General features: G+C 34.2%; 14 protein-coding genes and 2 pseudogenes. 9 read left to right on the top strand and 7 right to left on the bottom strand.

Annotation, left to right across the window (positions count from 1 at the left end):
- Positions 1 to 6: 6 nt before the first annotated feature.
- Entirely contained in the window at positions 7 to 945 is a 939-nt protein-coding gene (locus GCU34_RS11730) for a PorP/SprF family type IX secretion system membrane protein (RefSeq protein WP_072781851.1), read from the bottom strand.
- A gap of 57 nt (positions 946 to 1,002) precedes the next feature.
- Positions 1,003 to 8,685: a fibronectin type III domain-containing protein gene (locus GCU34_RS11725; RefSeq protein WP_072781853.1), complete on the bottom strand. Its 7,683-nt coding sequence runs from the start codon at positions 8,683 to 8,685 to the stop codon at positions 1,003 to 1,005.
- Between the two features lie 171 nt (positions 8,686 to 8,856).
- Here GCU34_RS11725 and GCU34_RS11720 point away from each other — a divergent pair.
- Positions 8,857 to 9,599 (top strand): annotated as a pseudogene (locus GCU34_RS11720) (UDP-2,3-diacylglucosamine diphosphatase).
- Here GCU34_RS11720 and GCU34_RS11715 read toward each other — a convergent pair.
- Positions 9,596 to 10,864, bottom strand: a complete 1,269-nt coding sequence (locus GCU34_RS11715) for an MFS transporter (protein WP_072781856.1) — start codon at positions 10,862 to 10,864, stop codon at positions 9,596 to 9,598. The pseudogene GCU34_RS11720 and the gene GCU34_RS11715 overlap by 4 nt on opposite strands.
- Positions 10,857 to 12,557, bottom strand: a complete 1,701-nt coding sequence (gene recJ / locus GCU34_RS11710) for a single-stranded-DNA-specific exonuclease RecJ (protein ID WP_072781858.1) — start codon at positions 12,555 to 12,557, stop codon at positions 10,857 to 10,859. The genes GCU34_RS11715 and recJ overlap by 8 nt, the downstream gene beginning before the upstream one ends.
- 139 nt (positions 12,558 to 12,696) lie before the next feature.
- Between recJ and ade the strand changes: the two are divergent.
- Positions 12,697 to 14,318 (top strand): annotated as a pseudogene (gene ade / locus GCU34_RS11705) (adenine deaminase).
- A gap of 51 nt (positions 14,319 to 14,369) precedes the next feature.
- Here ade and GCU34_RS11700 read toward each other — a convergent pair.
- From GCU34_RS11700 to GCU34_RS11690, 3 genes are all read right to left on the bottom strand, one after another.
- Positions 14,370 to 14,795, bottom strand: a complete 426-nt coding sequence (locus GCU34_RS11700; protein ID WP_072781862.1) for an OsmC family protein — start codon at positions 14,793 to 14,795, stop codon at positions 14,370 to 14,372.
- A gap of 63 nt (positions 14,796 to 14,858) precedes the next feature.
- Positions 14,859 to 15,533, bottom strand: a complete 675-nt coding sequence (gene rsmI, locus GCU34_RS11695; protein WP_072781864.1) for a 16S rRNA (cytidine(1402)-2'-O)-methyltransferase — start codon at positions 15,531 to 15,533, stop codon at positions 14,859 to 14,861.
- Between the two features lie 76 nt (positions 15,534 to 15,609).
- Positions 15,610 to 16,512 (bottom strand): hypothetical protein, encoded by a 903-nt coding sequence (locus GCU34_RS11690; protein ID WP_072781865.1) that lies wholly within the window; start codon positions 16,510 to 16,512, stop codon positions 15,610 to 15,612.
- A 104-nt stretch (positions 16,513 to 16,616) separates the two neighbouring features.
- Between GCU34_RS11690 and GCU34_RS11685 the strand changes: the two genes are divergently transcribed.
- The 7 genes from GCU34_RS11685 to GCU34_RS11655 all read left to right on the top strand — a co-directional run bounded on the left by GCU34_RS11685 (position 16,617) and on the right by GCU34_RS11655 (position 22,230).
- A complete protein-coding gene (locus tag GCU34_RS11685) occupies positions 16,617 to 17,210 on the top strand; it encodes a thymidine kinase (RefSeq protein ID WP_072781867.1) in 594 nt (197 codons plus the stop codon).
- A 33-nt stretch (positions 17,211 to 17,243) separates the two neighbouring features.
- Positions 17,244 to 17,489 carry a hypothetical protein gene (locus tag GCU34_RS11680; RefSeq protein WP_072781868.1) on the top strand — a complete coding sequence of 82 codons (246 nt, stop codon included), beginning with the start codon at positions 17,244 to 17,246 and terminating at the stop codon, positions 17,487 to 17,489.
- 1 nt (position 17,490) lies between these two features.
- Positions 17,491 to 17,781 (top strand): type II toxin-antitoxin system RelE/ParE family toxin, encoded by a 291-nt coding sequence (locus tag GCU34_RS11675; protein ID WP_072781870.1) that lies wholly within the window; start codon positions 17,491 to 17,493, stop codon positions 17,779 to 17,781.
- A gap of 1 nt (position 17,782) precedes the next feature.
- Entirely contained in the window at positions 17,783 to 20,209 is a 2,427-nt protein-coding gene (locus tag GCU34_RS11670; RefSeq protein WP_072781872.1) for a bifunctional UDP-N-acetylmuramoyl-tripeptide:D-alanyl-D-alanine ligase/alanine racemase, read from the top strand.
- Between the two features lie 58 nt (positions 20,210 to 20,267).
- A complete protein-coding gene (gene mscL, locus GCU34_RS11665) occupies positions 20,268 to 20,669 on the top strand; it encodes a large-conductance mechanosensitive channel protein MscL (protein WP_072781874.1) in 402 nt (133 codons plus the stop codon).
- 164 nt (positions 20,670 to 20,833) lie between these two features.
- A complete protein-coding gene (locus tag GCU34_RS11660) occupies positions 20,834 to 21,823 on the top strand; it encodes an aspartate-semialdehyde dehydrogenase (RefSeq protein WP_072781876.1) in 990 nt (329 codons plus the stop codon).
- A 68-nt stretch (positions 21,824 to 21,891) separates the two neighbouring features.
- Positions 21,892 to 22,230 (top strand): hypothetical protein, encoded by a 339-nt coding sequence (locus GCU34_RS11655; protein WP_072781878.1) that lies wholly within the window; start codon positions 21,892 to 21,894, stop codon positions 22,228 to 22,230.

Below are 22,230 nucleotides of genomic sequence, written 5' to 3'. Positions count from 1 at the left end.
TTTAGGTTAAAAGAATCTCGGTGAACTCGATACTTTCTTCGGGAAATTTAAATCAAATAATAAAATAATCTCGTGTGAAGAAGGTGTCGTCACTTTTAAATCTGATACAATGTGATCGTATGCATAACCAATTCTTAAATTTGGTGTAATAGCATAATTCATCATAGCTCCAAAACTATCTTGTAGTCTGTATGTTCCACCAATCTCAAACTTATTATTAAATAAAAAGTTTGATGATACATCTAACGATGGATTTACTCCAAATGCAGACTTTAACATAAAGAATGGCTTAAACTTAATAGTTTCGTTTAAGTCAAATACATAACCTCCCGTTAAGAAATAGTGTGCTGTCTCTGGACCAAATTCATAATTTGTACCATTTGAATTAACTTCCATATGTGTTTTCTTTAAGAAGTTTGGTATCGAAAATCCAACATAATATTTCTGTGAATAGAAGAAAACACCTGAACCTACATTAAAAAATGTATTGCTAACATTTTGTCCAAATGCAGGGTCAATAATTAAATTGTCTTGTAAAGAAGGATCTACATCACTTAACAATCCAATTTTTTGGAACGTTAATCCTGCTTTTAATCCTAAAGCTAATTTATGATTCTCCCCTAAATTTAAAGTATATGAAAAGTCTCCAAATACATTATTCTCTTCTACTGGTCCTAATTTATCTGACACTACTGATAAACCTAATCCAACATTCTTACCAACAGGTGAATGACCAAAAAATGTCGCTGTTGTTGGCGCATCTTCAATCTCGATCCATTGCTTTCTGTACAATAACCCCATCGACATGTTCTCCTTAGATCCAGCATAAGCCGGATTCATTACACTCATATTGTACATATATTGCGTATAGTGAGGATCTTGCTGAGCAGAACTCTCAAGTGAGAAACCTAAAGCTATTAATGCAACTAATACTAGTTTTTTCATTATTAATATTTTGATTTTTTAAGCAGGTTTCATTTTACAATGAAACCTGCGAAATTATTATTCACCTCTATTGATATATACCCATCCAGTTACACTTGGTCTATCTTCAAAATCTATCATGTAATAATAAGTTCCGCTCGGTAATTCATTTCCATTGTCTGACTTACCTCCCCACTCATTTACATAATTGTTTTTAGAATAAACTTTTAGACCATAACGGTTAAATACTTCCACTTTCTTAACATTAAATGATGAAAGATCCCAAGTATCGTTATTACCATCACCATTTGGTGAGAATCCTTTTGGAATAGTACATCCATTAACTACAACTTCAAATGTACCCGCTCCATAACAAATATCACTTGGCGTGAAAGTATAGGTAGAGTTAGAAGTCGTTGTAATTGTTGATGGCGACCATGTTCCTGTTAAGATATAACCTTCTGCTGTTACTGTAGGGAATTCAACAACAGATCCTGAACAAACCTCTACTCCATCAAATGAAATTGATACTGTAGGATCAACTGAAACTGTTAAAGTATAACCTAGTGCACATTGACCAGCATCTGGCGTAAATGTGTAAGTAGTAACTCCGAAAACAGAAGTATCAATTTCCGCTGGCAACCATGTTCCTGCAATACCGTTATCTGATGTTGTTGGTAAAGTAGAACCTGTCTCATTTTGGCAATAAGTACTTGTTATTGCAAAAGTAGGCAGAGTCTCAGAACCAATTGTTACATCCATAGTCACTACTACATCACAAGTAGTTGAAGGTGTAAATGTATAAGTTACTGTTCCTAAAACTGATGTATCAATAGTAGCTGGTGACCATGTTCCTACAACTCCATTATCTGATGTTGTTGGTAATGATGGCGCCGTTGAATTTTGACATAAAGTACCAATCTGTGTGAAAGTTGGTGTTACTTGAGGAGTAATCACAATATCCATTGTAACTACTACATCACATGTACTATTTGAAGTAAATGTATAAGTAAACGTTCCAGAAGCAGATGTATCAATTGTCGCTGGCGACCAAGTTCCCATTATACCATTATCTGATGTTGTTGGTAGTGATGGTGCCGTTGAATTTTGACATAAAGGACCAATTTGTGTGAAAGTTGGCGTGAATTGTTGTAAAACCTCAATATCCATTGTCACAGCATATGAACAAACTGCTCCATCTGGAGTAAACGTATAGGTAACTGTTCCTGTAACTGAAGTATCAATTGTAGCTGGCGCCCAAGTACCTGTTACACCTGTTGGTGATGTTAATGGTAATGTTGGTGCAGTTGAGTTTTGACATAATGGACCAATCTGGTCAAAATTAGGATCAGTTGCACCTGGTGGTGTATCAATTATAATTACAGTAGGATCAGAATCACAACCTGTAATAGTATCATGTACAATAATTGTATAAGTACCAGGAGCTAAATTTGACATAGTATTTGTTGTATAAGTAGTAGTGTTAGTTCCATCATTTAGAACATATTCATAACTATCAACAAAAAGAGTATAAACACCTACATCAGAATAATCCGAATTTGCATTTGATGTCCAATCAATGCCATTCCAGTCATTAATATCCCAGTTAATTGTTGGTAAAGTAGTACCTGTAGGTAATCTTCTGAAATCATAACCACCACCTTGAGGTAGATTAGTTAAGAAATCGTTACCCCATCTATCTATAACTACACCAGCTAAGTTTGTTAATAAATAGCGGTCATCATTATTAACGCTCGCAGAACATCCACTGAATATCATATCATAAGGAACACCTGCAATTGCTGCTCCACTACCACATTTAACAACAAATACAGCATCATTTGCTAAAATACCACTCAATGTTAATTCACAAGTAGCATTTGTAGCTTCAACTCTTAATTTATAATTACTTAAATCAACTGGATTGCCAGTACCATTATAAATTTCTACATAATTTAAATTTGCCGATGTTGCGTCTGTAACCTCTGAAATAAACAAATCTCCCGGATAGTTTAATTGACTTGTTGTAGGGCCTGTAATTGTAACAGTACCAGTTGGTGTTGTACAAGTTGGTTGAGTAATCGTTGTAACAACTTCAGGTACATCAACAATAGCTACACTAGCAACTTGACCAGATATAACATTTGAACAACTAGTAGTTGGATTAGTAACATCAACTATAGTAATTTGAACATTTGTTCCTGTTACAACACTTAATGTATAATTTCCTGAAGCATCTAAAGTTATTGGTGATCCAGGAGCTCCTGTAAAGGTAACCACTGAGTTTGGAGTTCCTGTAAATTGGAACACTGCAGTACCATCACCCGGAACAGAATCTGTAGGATCAGGATCTACGTAACAAGCATATGGACTAGGTGCTGCAATAGTAACTACTGGCAAAGGATTCACAATAACTGTTGCATTATGTGTTACTACAACATTACAAACTAAATTGTGAATATTTAATAATACTACATCAACATTTCCAACTGCTGGAGCATTTACTGTGTAAGTTACAGAACCTGAAGCAGGAATTGTTACTGTATCTGGTGTCCCATTTACAGTTAAATCTACATCAAATCCTGGTGTTCCAACAATAACAAACTCAGCATTAGATCCAAAACAGATTTCAGAATTAACAACTGTTAATGATGTAACTGAAGGAGAGTAATCAATTACTGTTATTGTATCTGGAACAGCAATTGTACATCCATTAATTACAAAACTAAAGTTAGTATAAGTTCCAGCATTCAACCCTGTAATTATAATTTGTCCATTAAAATCGGCCATATAGTTAGTTGGTCCAACAGGAACAGTATCGTCATTATAAGAAACTGCATATACATCACCAGGATTGAAACCTGAGAATGTTATTGATCCATTTGAACTACCACACTCTTCATCTTGAACTGTAAATGTTGGAACAGCCTGAATGGTAAATGTAGCATGGAAATTGTTTCCATTATTATTAACTAAAATTGTATCATCACATTGTGAAGGATCATCATTATCTCCAACTAAATCAAAATAAACTTCGATTACATAATCACCTGGAGCATTTTGAGTCAAATCAATTGCTTGCGCAACGTCTTGCCATTTTTGATCACCAGTATTACAAGGGCCTCCTGTTGGGAAACTACCGGCAACACAGTCATCAAAGAAAGGTAAAGCTAGTGTTGTGAAAGTCCCCGGAGTACTAGATGCCTCATAAACTCTGTAATATAAATTAGCAGAACATACATTTGAAGTAACTGTTTTAAATGATTTCAACTCTGCACCGTTAAAAATTAAATTACCTGAATTCTGAACATAAGTTCCATAATTATTATTAGGAAAAACATTCGTAGCTGGACCAATAGCATTGGTTCCAGAGCCTGTAATGTTAAAGAACTCACCTGGAGCTGTTGTCTCACAAGTGTTAATATTAACAGCTGTTGCAAATGCATTGAAAGTACATGTTCCAAGAATCTCAACGGTCATAGAAAATTCAGGAGAACAAGGGAAACTTGCTAAGTTTGGAACAAAAATATAGTCAAAAGTTCCTAAAGTTGAAGCATCAACTTCTGTAACAACTGGTCCAGCATTTGAACCTAAATGCCACTCACCACTAATACCATTAACGTCTGTATTATCTAAAGGAACGTTTGGTGAACCAAGACAAATTGAGCCTGGATTAGTAAATGAAGGATTAGTAATATCTAAAACTGTAACTACAATAAAATCTGAAGTCGCACATAATGAATTTGCATCTGTTGACTCTACAGAAATTGTATAAGTTCCTGGAGCTGGTGGTGTAAAAGTAACTGTTGAACCAGTTGTTGCACTTAAACCTGTAGCAGGCGACCAATTGTATACACCATTACTACCTCCAGTTACATCTAATGTTAAAGTATCATCAATACAAATTGTTTGATTATCCTGTGTAATATCAACATCTGTAGTTGTAGAACCACCAGAAGTAACTGTTATGGTATAATCACAAACAGCACCAGCATAACCATCAATCATTAAATAATATGTTTGACCTGGCACTAAACCATTATAAGTTAAACTATTTATTCCAGGATTCATAGGTGAATTACAATCAATTTCAGTTACTGCACCACTACCACAAGCCGTTGTAGAGAAAATCATAAACTGAATACCTGAACCGTTTGTACAGTTTCCAACATTTACGTTCATAGAGATCGATGTTGAAGCTGCTTCAAACGTTAAGAACGAGTTATTTTCAATTGACCCACAGAAAGCAGAACTTAGAGCAGACCAAGTATTTACAGTATATGTACTAGAAGTGTTACCACAATATCCATCTAAACTACAAACAGGAGCTGCTACTATACATTCATTACCAGCTGGTTGAGAACCTCCACAACCAGGAAATAAAGTATTAAATCTAACAGGTCCACTCCAGAAGCTTAATCCGTCAGTAGCACCACAATCAGATAAAACATAATACTCATATTGTGTACTAGGAGTTAAACCTGTAACCGTATAAGGGTTCGTAGTGACATTAATTATAGTACTTGACCCATTTGGATATCCAGACCCAGCAGGTTGTACAACAACTTGCCAACTTGAAGAAGGTGGAGTATTTGTATCTGTCCAAGATAAAACCGCACTATCTGAAGATATATTTGTTACAGTCAAATTAGTAGGCTGTGTACATGCTGGTGGAACTGTACATAGAATTGTAGCATCCCACCCTGGAGAAGTAACACTGCCATCTGAAGTAAATTGAAAAGTCAAACAACCTCCATTCGCTAAACTAGAAATCATTTGGGGAGGTAAAGCTGTACCTGTAAATGTTCCTAACAAAGCAGATGATGTGTTTGGGCCATCATAAACTGATAAGAAATCAAAATTATTTTCTAATGCAAAACTGTTAAATAATACTACCACAACATCGCCTGGAGTATCAGGGCATATTGTAACAACATTATTTGCACTATTATTATAATTACCTGATGGACCACCTGTATCATAGAAATGATCACCTGCACAATAATCTGGTAGTGTTGTAAAACTATGAACAATTGACCAAAAACTTACATCAACACCAGGAACACAAATAGCTCTAACGTAAACATCGTAAGAAGTAAATGTAGACAAACCTGTCGCTACATAAGGGTTACTTGATGCAATAATTCCAGTATCTGTTGCTGTGGGAGCTGGTGAACCTGCTGGTAAAATAATAATTTCCCATTGTGTCGCGGTTCCCGCTTCAATCCATGAAATTGTTGCTTGACCCGTTGTAATACCCGTTGTTGCAACATTTATAGGTTTAGGACAAGTTGGAGGTGGAGCACACAAAATTGTCGCTTCCCATCCAGCTGCTGTCACACTACTATCAGACGTAAAACTAAATGTTAAACATCCTGAAGGGTCTGATGATGTAAACTCTGGCGGTGTATTATTACCCGTAAAAGTTCCCAAAGCAGGTGAAGCTGTTGTAGGTCCGTCATAAATTGTTAAAAAGTCAAAATTATTTTCCAATGCAAAAGATAAGAAATTAACAGTAACCTGATCTCCCGGAGTTTCAGGACAAATTGTAACAATATTGTTTGCACTATTATTGTAGTTTCCTGAAGGACCTCCTGTATCATAGAAATGATCTCCTGCACAATAATTTGCAGTTGTAGCAAAATTACTTGGACCCGACCAAGCACTAGAATCAGAAGCACTACAAATTGCTCTAACCCAAACCTCATAAGGAGTATTTGAGGTTAAACCTGTTACTGTATATGGATTAGTAGATACAATAGTCCCAGTTCCTGTAGGATAACCGGTTCCAGCAGGCTGTACAATAACCTCCCATTGTGTAGCACCAGCATTATCAGTCCACGATACCTGAACCGAACTTGAGTTAGCACCTGAAGCTAAAACATTTGTTGGTTGTTGACATGTAGGTGGAGTACACTGAGCTAAACCAGTATACAATAATGTGTTTTGAGAACCAGTACCAGCTGGCTTATTGTAAACTACAGCAGAAGCTGTTGGCTCAATAACAGAAACGCCTACTTGTGTTGGTGAGGTTCCACCAGCATTCCAAAATAATTCGAAAGGCACATTGTTACATAATAAAACAACTACGTCAACAGGTCCAGCGCCAGCTGTAAAAGTTGAACCAATGGTTGCAACAGTAATACCTCCTTGGCGAATATCCATTGTATTTCCTTGCCAACCGTTACTTCCAGAATCAGTCATTCTGAAAACGTAGCCACATTTCTCACTTGGTTCACAAACGCTTGTATTGAAGTAAAATGGACCAGCCCATGCACTGAAAGTCCCATCGCCACAATCCGATCTCACCCAATACTCATACTGCGTTGCAGCTGTTAATCCGGTTGCTGGATAATTTGTATTTGTCCCTGTCGTAACACCTGACCCAGTAGGAATTCCTGTACCAGCAGTTTGAACTACAATTTCCCAAGAAGTTGCTGTTCCTGGTTCATTCCATGAAAGATCTGCTGTTGTTGTGCCAATATTATTAGCTCCTAATCCAGTCGGTTTTGGACAATTTTCTTGTTGGATTAATAATGTATAATCTATACTAGGAGTTGCAGAAGTGGAAGAAATTACTATATAATAAGTTGTTCCTGCAGTAACTGCAAAACCTGTTATTTCTCTTGGAGCATTTGTATTATTTGCAACACCTGCTAAACAATTAACCCCAACATTTGCACACGATGCGTAAACAAATAATGATGAATTAACCTGAGTAGGCGTCGAAGTTATACTAATAAAACCGTTAAATGTAGCTGTATAGCTGTAAAAAACTTCATTACCTGCTAAATAATTTGTCGAACCTCCAACACACCCAGCTCCTTGTGGACCTGTAATATCATTTCCATAAGTTGCAGTGTTTGCAGATACTAAATATGGTAATGCTGTAACTTGAACTGGTGCAGTACAATCGGTACCAGCTGGCACTGTTGCAAATAAAACTGGACCTGTCCAATCACTAAAGTTAGTTGAAGAACATCTTGATCTAACATAAATTTCGTATTGAGTACCTGGATTTAATCCAGTGAATGTATAAGGATTTGTATTTACCACTGTACCAGTTGAAGAAGATGTTGGAGCAGGAGAACCTGCAGGCAATACAATGATTTCCCATTGTGTTGCCGATCCTGTTTCAGTCCAAGCAATTTGAACTGTACTTCCCGTTATATTTGAAACTTGAACAAAGAATGGATCAAAACATTGTTGCGTAACATTTACGTCATCTATAAACCAGCCATCTCCACTAACAGTAGCACCAGTTTGAGTATGAACTCTAACAAATGCTATGTATACACTTTGTGTAGCAAAAGCTGAAATATCCAATACTTTTTCTTCATATACATTATACACGGAATTCTCATTTAACTGAGTTTCTGTGTAAGTTTGAATACTTGTAAAAGTTGCTGGATTGGTTTGAGATGTTGTAGATACCCTTATATCATATAAGGTCCCACCGTCACCCGAGAATAGTTGTCTTGTAAAAAATCTAAGTTGTCCATTTGCAGGTATTGCAGAAAGAGGTGTTACCAACCAGTCTTCCGAAGTATTTCCTGTACCAATAGCTTCCCTTTGTACAAAGGCCGCTTGAGTGCCACTGTTTGGGAATGTACCATTGTTTGTCCAACTTTGTAATGTTCCTACACCATTATCAAATCTTGCCCATCCTGTTGGAGGAACACCACTCTCAAATCCTTCTGGATATTGAGCCTGAGCAAAATAAAACGATAATGACAATAGAAAAAGTAAAAGTTTTTTCATTGTGTTTATGGTTTTGTTAAGGTTTGATTAATTTCCCAAAGATAGGAATTAAATTTTCTTGTTAAATAAGTATCGCTCAAATGTCACATTTCTCCGACAAAATGTTATTTTTAACTATTAAATAAATTATTAATTTTGTTTCAACTAAAAATTCTGAAAACACATGAGTAAATCCCAAAAATATATTTTGCATCTGACCAACATTTTGGCGCTCCAAATTCAGAATTAAGTTTTCCTCGTGAGCAAAAATTTGTAAAATGGCTCGATGAAATTAAAAAGGATGCAGACGCTATTTTTCTTCTTGGAGATTTATTTGATTTTGGTTTGAATACAAAACAGTTATACCTAAAGGTTTTGTTAGAGTACTTGGAAAATTAGCGGAAATCCGAGATTCTGGAATTCCTATTTACTTTTTTGTGGGTAATCATGATTTGTGGATGCATGACTACTTTGAAAAAGAATTGAATATCCCTGTCTATCATGACAATAAAGAATTTACATTTAATGGAAAAGAATTTTTAATTGGACATGGAGATGGAAAAGGCCCTGGTGATAAAGGATACAAAAGAATGAAAAAAGTCTTTACCAATCCTTTTTCAAAATGGCTATTTAGATGGCTTCATCCCGATTTAGGTGTCAAGTTAGCGCAATATCTTTCTGTTAAAAACAAATTGATTTCGGGTGAAGAAGACGTAAAGTTTCTTGGCGAAGAAAATGAATGGTTGGTACAATATGCGAAACGAAAATTAGAAACTCATCATTACGATTATTTTGTTTTTGGACACAGACATTTACCTATGATTATTGACGTTTCCGAGGAGTCAAAATATGTAAATCTTGGCGATTGGATCGGATATTTTACTTATGGCGTTTTCGACGGAGAAAATTTTGAGCTAAAAGAATATAAAGATTAATCTTCTTTACTCAATTCTTCCAAATCTTTTTCTAGATCTAATTGCCTAAAGGATGGCGAAACAATTGCGGTTCCAAAAACAGTCGCAATAGTCATGCATCCTCCAAAAACTACAGCCGGCACCACGCCCATCAATTTGGCAGTCAGTCCACTTTCAAATGCACCTAATTCATTAGAAGAACCCACAAATATTGAGTTAACCGATGAAACGCGACCGCGCATATTATCGGGCGTATGTAATTGTAAAATCGTACTTCTAATAACTACGGAAACACCATCGGCTACTCCGCTTAAAAACAAAGCAAAAACAGAAAGCCAAAACATAGTAGACAATCCGAATACAATGATACTTAATCCAAAAATGGTAATGGCAACCAATAATTTTTTACCCGCATTTCGATTCAATGGAATATGAGCTGCGGCAAACATTGTTATGATTGAACCAACTGCAGGAGCTGCACGTAAAATCCCAAAACCTTCTGAACCTACTTTTAAAATATCTTGAGCAAATATTGGTAAAAGCGCAACAGCACCACCAAATAAAACTGCAAACATATCCAAAGATATAGTACCTAAAATTGTTTTGTTATTAAAAACAAATTTTACCCCTTCTTTCAAACTTTGCATGATTGGTTCACCAATCTTAGGGTTTAAAATAGGTTTTTTCTCTATTTTAGTTAACCAAAGCAACGCAATTAAAGTACACGCAAAAACAAAACACATCGACCAATGTACACCAATCCAACTAATTAAAAATCCTGCAGAAGCGGGTCCAAACATTGCTGCTAATTGCCAAGTGGAACTACTCCATGTTGTAGCATTCGGATAATCTTTTTTAGGAACGATTAAAGCCAATAACGAAAATATTGTTGGTCCCATAAACGAACGCACAATTCCTCCTAAGAAAACCAATCCGTAAATAGTAAAAAGAATCGTGTTTTTAGACAATGAAGTAACTAAACTTGGCACAGTAATTAAAAATAAACCTAAACTAATTACCGAAAAACCTAACATAATTTTTAATAGCAAGCCTTTCTTTTCATTTTGATCTACAATATGTCCTGCAAAAAGCGACATCGCAATTGCTGGAATAATTTCCATTAAACCTATGATTCCTAATGAAAGTGGATTTTTAGTTAAACTATACACTTCCCATTCGATAATTACAAATTGCATTGACCACGCAAAAACCAATGCAAATCGCATGGCAAGGAAAAATCGGAATTCTTTAAAACGGAGTGCTGCGTAGGGATCTTTTTTAGCCATTTGAAGATTTAATGTCGCGTAATTGCAGTTGCAAAGTTACAACATCTCGCCATTCATTTTCTTCGATTGACACAATAGCATCAAATTTTGAGAAATTTTTAACTACGTCGAGTTTGTTACCCAATCCAAAACCAATAGCGCCAACAGATTCAGAATCATTTTGTTTTACAAAAGCTTTTAGATGTTCTTCCTCCGAACCCAAGGTTTTAGCATAACCAGAATCCGATAAATCTTTGATTAAAAATAGTGGCGTCATATTTTGTGGTCCAAACGGCTCGAATTGTTTTAATATTCGCATTAATTTTGGAGTAATTTCATCTAATTGAATTTCAGCATCGTATTCGATTTCGGGAGTTTGCAAATCAGGATGTAATGTTTTTTGAACCACTTCTTCAAAAGCTTGTTTAAACTTTTGATAGTTTTCTTCAAATAATGTCATGCCTGCTGCATACATGTGTCCGCCAAATTGTTCCAAATGTTCCGAACACGCTTCTAAGGCATTATAGATATCAAAATCTTTTACAGAACGAGCCGAAGCAGCCAATTTATCGCCGCTTTTCGTAAAAACAATGGTTGGTCGATAATAATTTTCTACCAAACGAGAAGCAACAATTCCTATGACACCTTTGTGCCAATTTTCATTATACACGACGGTTGAAAAAGAATTTTCTTCATTATTTTCTTGAATTTGAAGCAAAGCTTCTTTGGTAATTTGTTTATCTAAATCTTTTCTATCGGAATTGAATTGTTCAATTTCCTTCGCAACTTCTTCTGCTTGTTTCAAATTAAATTCGGTTAATAAACGAACTGCATAATCGCCATGATGAATTCTCCCAGCCGCGTTAATTCTTGGTGCAACGGTAAAAACGACATCAGTAATCGTTAATTCCTTCTTTTTTACATTTTGGACAAGCGCTTTTATTCCGGCTCTTGGATTTGAATTTATCACTTCCAAACCAAATTTTGCCAAAACTCTATTTTCTCCAGTTATTGGAACAATATCAGCAGCAATGGCGGTGGCAACCAAATCTAAATAAGATACTAAATCTTGAGTCGTTTGATTTCTATTTTTTCCTAACGCTTGAATCAATTTAAATCCAACACCGCAACCACATAACTCGTCATAAGGATACAAACAATCTTCTCTTTTCGGATCTAAAACCGCAACTGCCTCTGGTAAAAATTCTCCCGGACGATGGTGGTCGCAAATGATAAAATCGATTCCTTTGTCACGAGCGTAAGCGACGTGATCTAAAGATTTTATTCCACAGTCTAGAGCAATGATTAACGAAAATCCATTATCATCGGCAAAGTCAATTCCTTGAAACGAAACACCATAACCTTCGTTATATCTGTCTGGAATATAAGTAGCAACATTTGTTGTAATGGTTTTTAAATAAGAAGAAACAAGAGAAACCGCAGTCGTTCCATCCACATCATAATCGCCAAAAACTAAGATTCTTTCGTTATTAGCAATTGCTAATTCGATTCGATTTACCGCTTTATCCATATCTTTCATCAAGTACGGATCGTGTAAATCTTCTAAGGTAGGACGGAAAAATTGTTTGGCTTGTTCAAAGGTTTCAATTCTTCTTTGAACCAATAAAGTAGCGATAATCTCATCTACATGAAGTGCATTTTGTAAGGCTTGTACTTTTTCTTTTTGAGGCTTCGATTTTAAATTCCAACGCATAATTAATTACGAATTACGATTTTACAATATTTTATTTTGGCTTATATAATTGCAAATGTATATAGAAAAACTGAAATTCGATTATTCTTTTTTGTCTTCCTATGATTTTGGTTACTTTTGAATTTACAAATTCAAGAAAATGCAAATTCAAGGACAAATAGTTGATATCCAAAACAAACGAATTTATTCGGGTGAAGTTACTGTTGAAAACGGCAAAATAAAATCGATTGTTGAAAAAGAGCACAATTTAAAAAACTACATCATGCCAGGATTTATTGATGCTCACATTCACATTGAAAGTTCAATGTTAGTTCCTTCTGAATTTGCAAAATTGGCTGTTTTACATGGAACTGTTGGAACGATTTCTGATCCGCATGAAATTGCAAATGTTTTAGGAACAGAGGGTGTGTATTACATGATTGAAAATAGCAAAAAAGTCCCGTTGAAATTTCACTTTGGAGCGCCGTCTTGTGTTCCGGCGACTTCTTTTGAAACTGCGGGTGCAGTTATTGATTCGGAAGGTATAAAAGAACTTTTGGCTTCGCCAGATATTCACTATTTAGCCGAAATGATGAACTATCCGGGCGTTTTATTTGACGATGAAGAAGTGATGAAAAAAATTGCTTGGGCAAAACACTTCAACAAACCTGTCGACGGTCACGCTCCTGGTTTACGTGGCGATGCTGTGAAAAAATACATTTCCGCTGGAATTACATCCGATCACGAATGTTTTACCTATGACGAAGCTGCCGAAAAACTGTCATTAGGCATGAAGGTAATTATTCGCGAAGGAAGTGCTGCTAAAAACTTTGAAGCCTTAATTGATTTATTGCCTGAACATTTTGAAAATATGATGTTTTGTTCAGATGATAAACACCCCGACGATTTAATTATCAGTCACATTAACGCACTTTGCGCACGAGCTGTTGCCAAAGGAATAGACGTTTTTAAAGTATTACAAGCCGCTTGTATCAATCCGGTTCATCATTACAATATGAATGTTGGAATTTTGCGCGAAGGCGATTTTGCCGATTTTATAGTTGTGGAAGATTTAGTTAATTTCAAAGTGCAGCAAACTTATATAAATGGCGAATTAGTCGCTGAAAACGGAACGTCTAAAGTAGCTCATGTCGATTTTGAAACACCGAATAATTTCAATACTTCTTTCAAAAAAAGGAAGATTTTAAAATCAAAAGTTCGGCATCAAAAATTAGAGTAATTGAAGCTTTAGAAGGCCAATTAATTACGAATGAAATGCATCATTCTTCTTTAATTCAAGATGGAAATTTGGTTTCCAATACAACTGATGATATTTTAAAAATGACGGTTGTCAATCGTTATCAAGAGGCACAACCAGCAATCGCTTTTATTAAAAATTTCGGATTGAAAAAAGGCGCTATTGCGAGTTCGGTTGCGCACGATTGTCATAATATTGTTGCTGTTGGAACTTCGGATGAAGAAATTTGCAAAGCGGTTAATTTATTAATTGAAAACAAAGGTGGAGTTTGTGCTGTAAATGGAAACGAACAAAAAGTTTTACCACTTCCTGTTGCGGGAATTATGAGCGATAAAGACGGTTGGATCGCTGGAAAACTATATCAAGAAATTGACCAAATGGCAAAAGCCTTAGGAAGCCCATTAAAAGCGCCGTTTATGACGCTTTCGTTTATGGCGTTATTAGTAATTCCTAATTTAAAACTTTCCGATAAAGGATTGTTTAGCGGCAATACGTTTTCATTTGTGGATTTGGAAATGGAATAACAAGTTTGTTATTTTTTAGATTGCCACGTCGTTCCTCCTCGCAATGACAAACTAAACTTTATGAAACAAAACCTTAATGTCAATTTTCGCAAACTGACGGAACATTTCCATAACGCCACAGTATTTTTCTACTGATAAATCTACCGCACGTTGTAATTTAGCTTCGTTTAAATTGTTGCCGTAAAAATGATATTCAACTGTAACTGCATCGTATACTTTTGGATGTTCTTCGGTTAAATTAGCAATAGTTTCAATTTTGAAATCTTCGACTTCTAATTTCATTTTTTCGATTAAAGAAGCCACATCTAAACCCGAACAACCCGCTAAAGCTGATAAAATCATTGCTTTTGGACGCAAGCCTGCTCCTTCTCTTCCGTTTTCAGCAGCAGCATTAATTAAAAATGTTTCTCCACTTGGGTTAGTAGATTCAAACTGCATTTTTCCTTTCCAAGTTGTAGTTACTATGTTTGTTGCCATGCTATTTAATTTGAAAATTGTTTATTTGATTGTTTACTCCAAACTGAAAACTGAGACTGAACCCTAACCTTTCTTCCCTCCTACACAAACCACAATTTCGCCTTTTGCAGGTTTGGCTTCAAAATGTTTTAAGACTTCTTCAGCAGTTCCGCGAACGGTTTCTTCGTGTAGTTTTGATAATTCTCTTGAAACCGAAACAGGTCTATCGGCACCAAAGTATTGCACATATTCGGCTAAGGTTTTATTAAACTTATGCGGTGAAACATAAAAAATCATGGTTCGAGTTTCTTCAGCTAAGGCCAAAAATCGGGTTTGACGTCCTTTTTTATCGGGTAAAAAACCTTCGAAAACAAACTTATCATTTGGTAAACCACTATTTACCAAAGCGGGTACAAAAGCAGTGGCACCAGGAAGACATTCTACATCAATTCCATTTTCTACACAAGCGCGAGTTAATAAAAATCCTGGATCGGAAATGGCAGGTGTTCCTGCATCACTTATTAATGCAATGGTTTCACCTGCTTGTAAACGTTTTACCAAATTTTCAACGGTTTTGTGTTCGTTGTGCATGTGGTGACTTTGCATAGGCGTAGCAATCTCGAAATGCTTTAATAATTTTCCGCTGGTGCGTGTGTCTTCCGCTAGAATACAATCGGCTTCTTTTAAAACGTTAATCGCTCTAAAAGTCATGTCTTCTAAGTTTCCAATTGGTGTTGGTACAATATATAATTTACCCATTTATTTTTGTTTGTGGTTAAAAGTTAATTGTTTATAGTTAGTAAAAATCGCCATGAAACGAACTATAAACAACAAACTAATTAAACTTCTTCTCCACAAATTCTAAGAAACGTGTTTCGAATTCTTCTTTTCCGTTCCAATTGTCGTAATCTGGTTTTACAAAATCTTCAATAAATCCTTTTGCTTCTTCAAAAGAATCGAACGTATTTAATTGCGATAAAACGCGGTTATAATCATCTGTACTTCCGTTGAAAAGTTTCTTCTCGAATGCAATTCTATCGTTAAGCCCAATGTTGATTCCTCCTTTGTTTAACCTATCATTTAAAGAAATTGTACGAGGTTCTTCAAAAACAACTTCAGGAGTTTTTTGGATTACTATTTCCTCTTTTACTTCTTCTTTGATTTCTTCAACTTGTTCAAAAACTTCTTCAGCAACCGGCTCTACAACTTCCTCAACTTTTTCAAAAGTAGTTTCTGCAACTTTTTCAACTTCTGCAGGAACATCTTCTACTTTTACAAAGTCAATATCTTTATAGCTTGCAGCAAAAACATCATCAAATAAAGCGGCTTGAGGTTGCACTTGTTCCGTAACTTCTTTAACTTCAGCTACTGGAGTTTCTTCTTGTTGCGGTTGTTCTTCTTCAACTTCTTCCACAAAAACCTCAACATTTTCTTCTAAATCAGCGATTGGTTCTTCCATTTCTTCAGCAAATTCTGCTACGATATCTTTTGTTTCCAAAGTATCTACTTCAGGCTCAGAATTTAAATTTAAATCTAAAGCTCCTAAAACTTGTTCAAATTTTTCTGCATCGATTTCCTTCTCTACTAATTCAATATTTTCTTCATAGAATCTCAAAATTGTTAGTTGTTCATATAACTTTTTTGCTTCTTCTTGCAATTGAATTGTTTCAGAACGGTTTTTAAGTTTTAATACGCGGTGCGCAATGCTAATCAATTCGCCTTCTAATTTTTTCTTCATAACTTTATGGATTGCTATTGAATTTGTGATAGGTTTTTCACTATTTTTGTTTTGTTACACAAAAGTAGTATAAATACAATTTTAATCGACTCGAAAGATACAAAATGTTTCTCGAAAATACAGTAAATCAACAAGAACAATTTGGCTGGATAGAAGTTATATGCGGATCCATGTTTTCTGGTAAAACAGAAGAATTAATTCGCCGACTAAAACGTGCCCAATTTGCTAAACAAAAAGTTGAAATTTTTAAGCCCGCTATCGACACACGTTATCATGATGAAATGGTGGTTTCACATGATTCAAACGAAATTCGTTCTACCCCAGTTCCTGTAGCTGAAAACATTCGTATTCTTGCTCAAGGTTGTGATGTGGTAGGAATTGACGAAGCACAATTTTTTGATGATGAAATTGTTGCGGTTTGTAACGATCTTGCTAACTCTGGAATTCGAGTAATTGTAGCTGGTTTAGATATGGATTTTAAAGGAAATCCGTTTGGACCAATGCCTGCTTTAATGGCAACTGCCGAATATGTAACCAAAGTTCATGCAGTTTGTACTAGAACAGGAAATTTAGCCAATTATAGTTACCGAAAAACACAAAATGATAATTTAGTTCTTTTAGGTGAAACCGAAGAATATGAACCATTGAGTCGTGCTGCATTTTTTAAAGCTATGAAATCGCAAAAAGAAAATAAATAATTTTGTAACTTTAGCTTACTTAAAATTAAAAGTATGAGTTCACATCAATTGGAACATGAAAAATTAAAATTAATTCATTGGATAACTGAGTTACGTGATAATGCTGTAATTGAAAAACTCCAAAAGATTATGAGTGCCGAACAATCAGAATCATTGTCAAAAAATGAAAGAGCAGCTATTGATGAAGCATTAAATTCAATTGATAAAAACGGAACACTTTCTCATAATCAAGTAATGGAAGAAACTAAAAATCGTTACTCTAATTTATTCAAAAAATAAAATGCGTAGCATCTTTTGGTCGGAAACAGCAAAGTTAGATTATTGGAAAAATATTGATTATTTATTAGAAAATTGGACAACTACTGAAGCAAAACATTTTATTGAACAAGTTGATGAAGTTTTACAATTACTTGAAAATGGAAATCTTGAATTTGAACCAACTCATTACAAAAATGTGTTTAGATTAGTTATTTCAAAGCAAATCACACTATTTTATCGTATCAATCAAAACCAAATTGAATTACTTCGTTTTTGGAACAATTATCAAAATCCTAAAAAATTAAAACTATAATTTGACTTTTTCACTACCTCATATTATTTCCATTTTAGATGCAAAAACCGTTGGTACTTTTAATAATTTTACAATTGAAAATGTATCTATAGACAGCCGATCGTTACAAAATAGTACCGGTACACTTTTTTTTGCGTTAAAAGGTTTAAACCATGATGCGCACGAATATATTAAAACACTAATTAGCAAAGGTGTTCAATATTTTGTAGTAGAATTTATTCCAGAAGGTTTAGAACAAAAAGCAAATTTTATTATTGTTTCTGACACTAAAATTGCGTTACAACAAACCGCAAAATATTACAGAAGTCTTTTTAATTTTCCCATTATAGGAATTACAGGAAGTAACGGAAAAACCATAGTAAAAGAATGGCTAAATTTTTTATTAAGTCCCGATTTTTCTGTAGTTAGAAGTCCGAAAAGTTACAACTCTCAAGTTGGAGTTCCATTGTCAATCTTTGGCATCAATGAAAATCATAATTTAGGAATTTTTGAAGCGGGAATTTCATTAAAAGGTGAAATGTCTATTTTGGAGGAAATTATAGAACCTTCCATTGGAATTTTAACACATTTTGGAACTGCACATGCAGAAGGTTTTACTTCGGAAAAAGAAAAGCTTGAAGAAAAACTTTCGCTTTTTAAAAATTGCAAAACAGTTATTCTTGAAGCAAATAAAGAAATTGAAAATCTTTTACAAAACAATCCCTTTACTTGGAGTTTTTCAGATCAAAGTGCAAGTGTTTATTTCGAAAAAAATGGCTCCCAACTAAAAGTTATCTTCAATAATACAACTTTCGAAGTAACAGTTCCATTTCAAGATGAAATTAGCCTAAAAAATATTGCAACTTGTATTACAACTTTGTTGTTTTTAAAAGTTTCTACGCAAAAAATAACCGAACGCATTCCTAAATTATTTCCTGTAGAAATACGTTTAGAAGCAAAAAAAGGAATTAATAATTGTGTTTTAATAGACGACTCATATTCATCAGACTATCAATCTATTAAAATTGCACTCGACTTTTTAGAACAACAAAAATTACACAAGAAAAAAACCATTATTCTTTCGGATGTTTTTCAAAGTGGATTACCTATTGATGTTTTATATGAAAAAGTGGGTCGTGTACTTCAAAACAACAATATAGATCGCATTATTGTTATTGGTGAAACTATTTCAAGTTATTTAAAAGACTTACCAAATGTTATTTCTTTTAATTCTACGATAGATTTTTTAAAGCAATTTAATACGCAATCATTTCAAAACGAAACCATTTTAATTAAAGGTGCTCGTAGTTTTAATTTTGATGAAATCGTAGTATTACTTGAAGAGAAAAAACACGAAACTGTTTTAGAAATCGATCTTGATGCGTTAACTCATAATCTTAACTTTTACAAATCGAAACTCAATCCGGAAACCAAAATTATGGTAATGGTAAAAGCCTTTGGTTATGGAAATGGAGGATTTGAAATTGCGAAACTTTTAGAACATTTAAAAATAAATTATTTAGGTGTTGCTTTTGCCGATGAAGGTGTTGAACTTAGAAAAGCAGGAATTAGTATCCCGATTATGGTAATGAATCCAGAAATGCATAGTTTTTCGACTATGATTGCTTATGATTTAGAACCCGAAATTTATTCTATAAATGAGTTAAATGAGTTTGTAAAAATAGCCCAACAAAAAAATGTTGCCTCTTACCCTATCCATATTAAAATAGATACAGGTATGCATCGATTAGGTTTTGAAAAACCGCAATTAGAACAACTTATTGCAATTCTTAAAGAAACAAATTTGGTCGAAGTAAAAAGTATCTTCTCTCATTTAGCTACATCTGACGATACTTCGTTTAGAGCATTTACTTTAGAGCAATACAAACGCTATACAGAAGCAAGCGAACAAATTGTAAAAAATTTAAAAAGTAAACCAATACTACATATTTTAAATACATCGGGTATTTTTAATTACCCCGAATTTCAATTAAATATGGTTCGCTTGGGAATTGGTTTATATGGTGTAGGCAACTCAGATGAAGAAAACCAAAAACTTCAAAATGTTAGTACTTTAAAAAGTATTATTTCCCAAATTAGAGAAGTTTTACCTGAAGAAAGTGTAGGTTACGGTAGAAAATTCAGGGTTACAAACCGCATGAAAATTGCGACAATTCCTATTGGTTACGCAGACGGAATTAGAAGAGCTTGGGGAAATGAAAAAGGTTTTGTTTCCATCAATGATCAAAAAGCTACTATTTTAGGAAATATTTGTATGGACATGCTCATGGTAGATATTACTAATATTGATTGTCAAGAAGGAGATGAAGTTATCATTTTTGGTAAAAGCCCAACAGTAGTTGAAATGGCAAAAACTTTAGATACAATTCCTTATGAAATATTGACTAGTATTTCGCAACGAGTTAAAAGGATATTTTTCAAAAATTAACATTTTATATTTTTTTTTATTAAATTCGTATAGATCTTAAACTAATAAACAAATCATTATGTTAAAAGAATTTAAAGAATTTGCAATGAAAGGAAACCTTATCGATATAGGTGTAGGTTTCGTTATGGGAGCTGCATTTAATAAGGTAGTTTCATCTTTCACTGGTGGAATTGTTTCACCATTAATTGGCTTAATTTTCCAATCTGATTTTAAAGATTTAAAATATGTAATTACTGAAGGTAAACCAAATGCTGAAGGAGTAATTGAAGGAGAAGTTGCTGTAATGTGGGGAGAGTTCCTAACAAACTTAATTGATTTTATCATCGTTGCATTTGTAATGTTTATGATTGTAAAAGCAGTTAATGCAATGAAAAAGAAAGAAGAACCTGCTCCAGCTGCTCCATCAGGACCAACACAAGAAGAATTATTAGCAGAGATTAGAGATTTATTAAAAAAATAATTCTGTCACTTAACGCTACACTATATATTCTAACTAAACCCCGTTTAAAAAGCGGGGTATTTTTTTTACATATTCCTGTAAACTCTTAAAAATTACAAAATTTTTAAATCACATTTTTTAAGTATGTTTTATTCAATACTTTTGCATAACAAAATTATGTAGTAATGAAAATAGCTGTTGTAGGCGCTACCGGAATGGTAGGCGAAATAATGCTTAAAGTTTTAAAAGAAAGAAACTTTCCAGTAACCGAATTAATTCCCGTTGCATCAGAAAAATCAGTTGGAAAACAAATTGAATGGAATGGAAAAGTTTATAAAGTTGTTGGCTTACAAACAGCAGTTGAAATGCGACCAGATATTGCACTATTTTCGGCTGGTGGCCAAACTTCATTAGATTGGGCTCCAAAATTTGCTGAAGTTGGCACAACTGTAATTGATAACTCTTCAGCTTGGAGAATGGATCCAACAAAAAAATTAGTGGTTCCAGAAATCAACGCAAATGTTTTAACTAAAGAAGACAAAATTATTGCAAACCCTAACTGTTCGACAATTCAAATGGTAATGGCTTTAGCACCACTTCATAAAAAATACAAAGTAAAACGCGTTATTGTATCAACTTATCAATCTATTACAGGAACTGGTGTAAAAGCAGTGGAGCAATTAGAAAACGAATATAAAGGTACACAAGGTGAAATGGCTTATAAATATCAAATTCACCGTAATGCTATTCCTCAATGTGACGTTTTTGAAGAAAATGGCTACACTAAAGAAGAAATGAAATTAGTTCGTGAAACTAAAAAAATATTAAGTGATAATACAATTGCTGTTACAGCAACTGCTGTTAGAATTCCTGTTGTTGGCGGACACAGTGAGGCTGTAAATATCGAATTTGAAAATGATTTTGAAGTAAATGAAGTACGTACATTATTGAGCGAAACTCCAGGAATTACAGTTCAAGATGATTTAGAAGTATTTTCATATCCGATGCCATTATATGCGGAAGGCAAAAATGATGTTTTTGTAGGACGAATTAGAAGAGATGAAAGTCAGCCTAATACATTAAATATGTGGATTGTAGCCGATAACTTGAGAAAAGGTGCCGCAACAAACACTATACAAATTGCAGAATATTTAGTTGAAAATAACTTACTATAAAAAAAGCGCCTCAATTGAGGCGCTTTTTTTAACAAATTATTTAACATATACTTTCTATCTTTGCACTAATGAAGAAAAAGTATCTAATTGTTAACCTATTTTTAATGTTCGCTGTATTATTTGCGGTGAGTTATCAATCGGTGCATGCATTTTCTCATCATCACGATTCAGATTTTAAAAATCCTAAAACTGAAAAATCATTTACAAGTAGTACAAAAACTTTAACAGAAAAAGACGACTGTCCTATTTGTGATTTTAAATTTACTTCATTCTTAAAAACTGAAATTTTTAGTTTTAAACATTATACTTTTTTCAAAGAGAGTCCATATTCTTTCAGTGTAAAAGAAGCAACTTCTTTCTTTTATGGAAGTTTATTTTCGCATCGCGGCCCACCTGCACAAGTTTAA

The organism is Flavobacterium haoranii (assembly GCF_009363055.1).
Lineage (GTDB): Bacteria > Bacteroidota > Bacteroidia > Flavobacteriales > Flavobacteriaceae > Flavobacterium > Flavobacterium haoranii.
The sequence above is the reverse complement of the archived record's forward strand: the minus strand, read 5'-3'. Positions and strand labels throughout refer to the sequence as shown.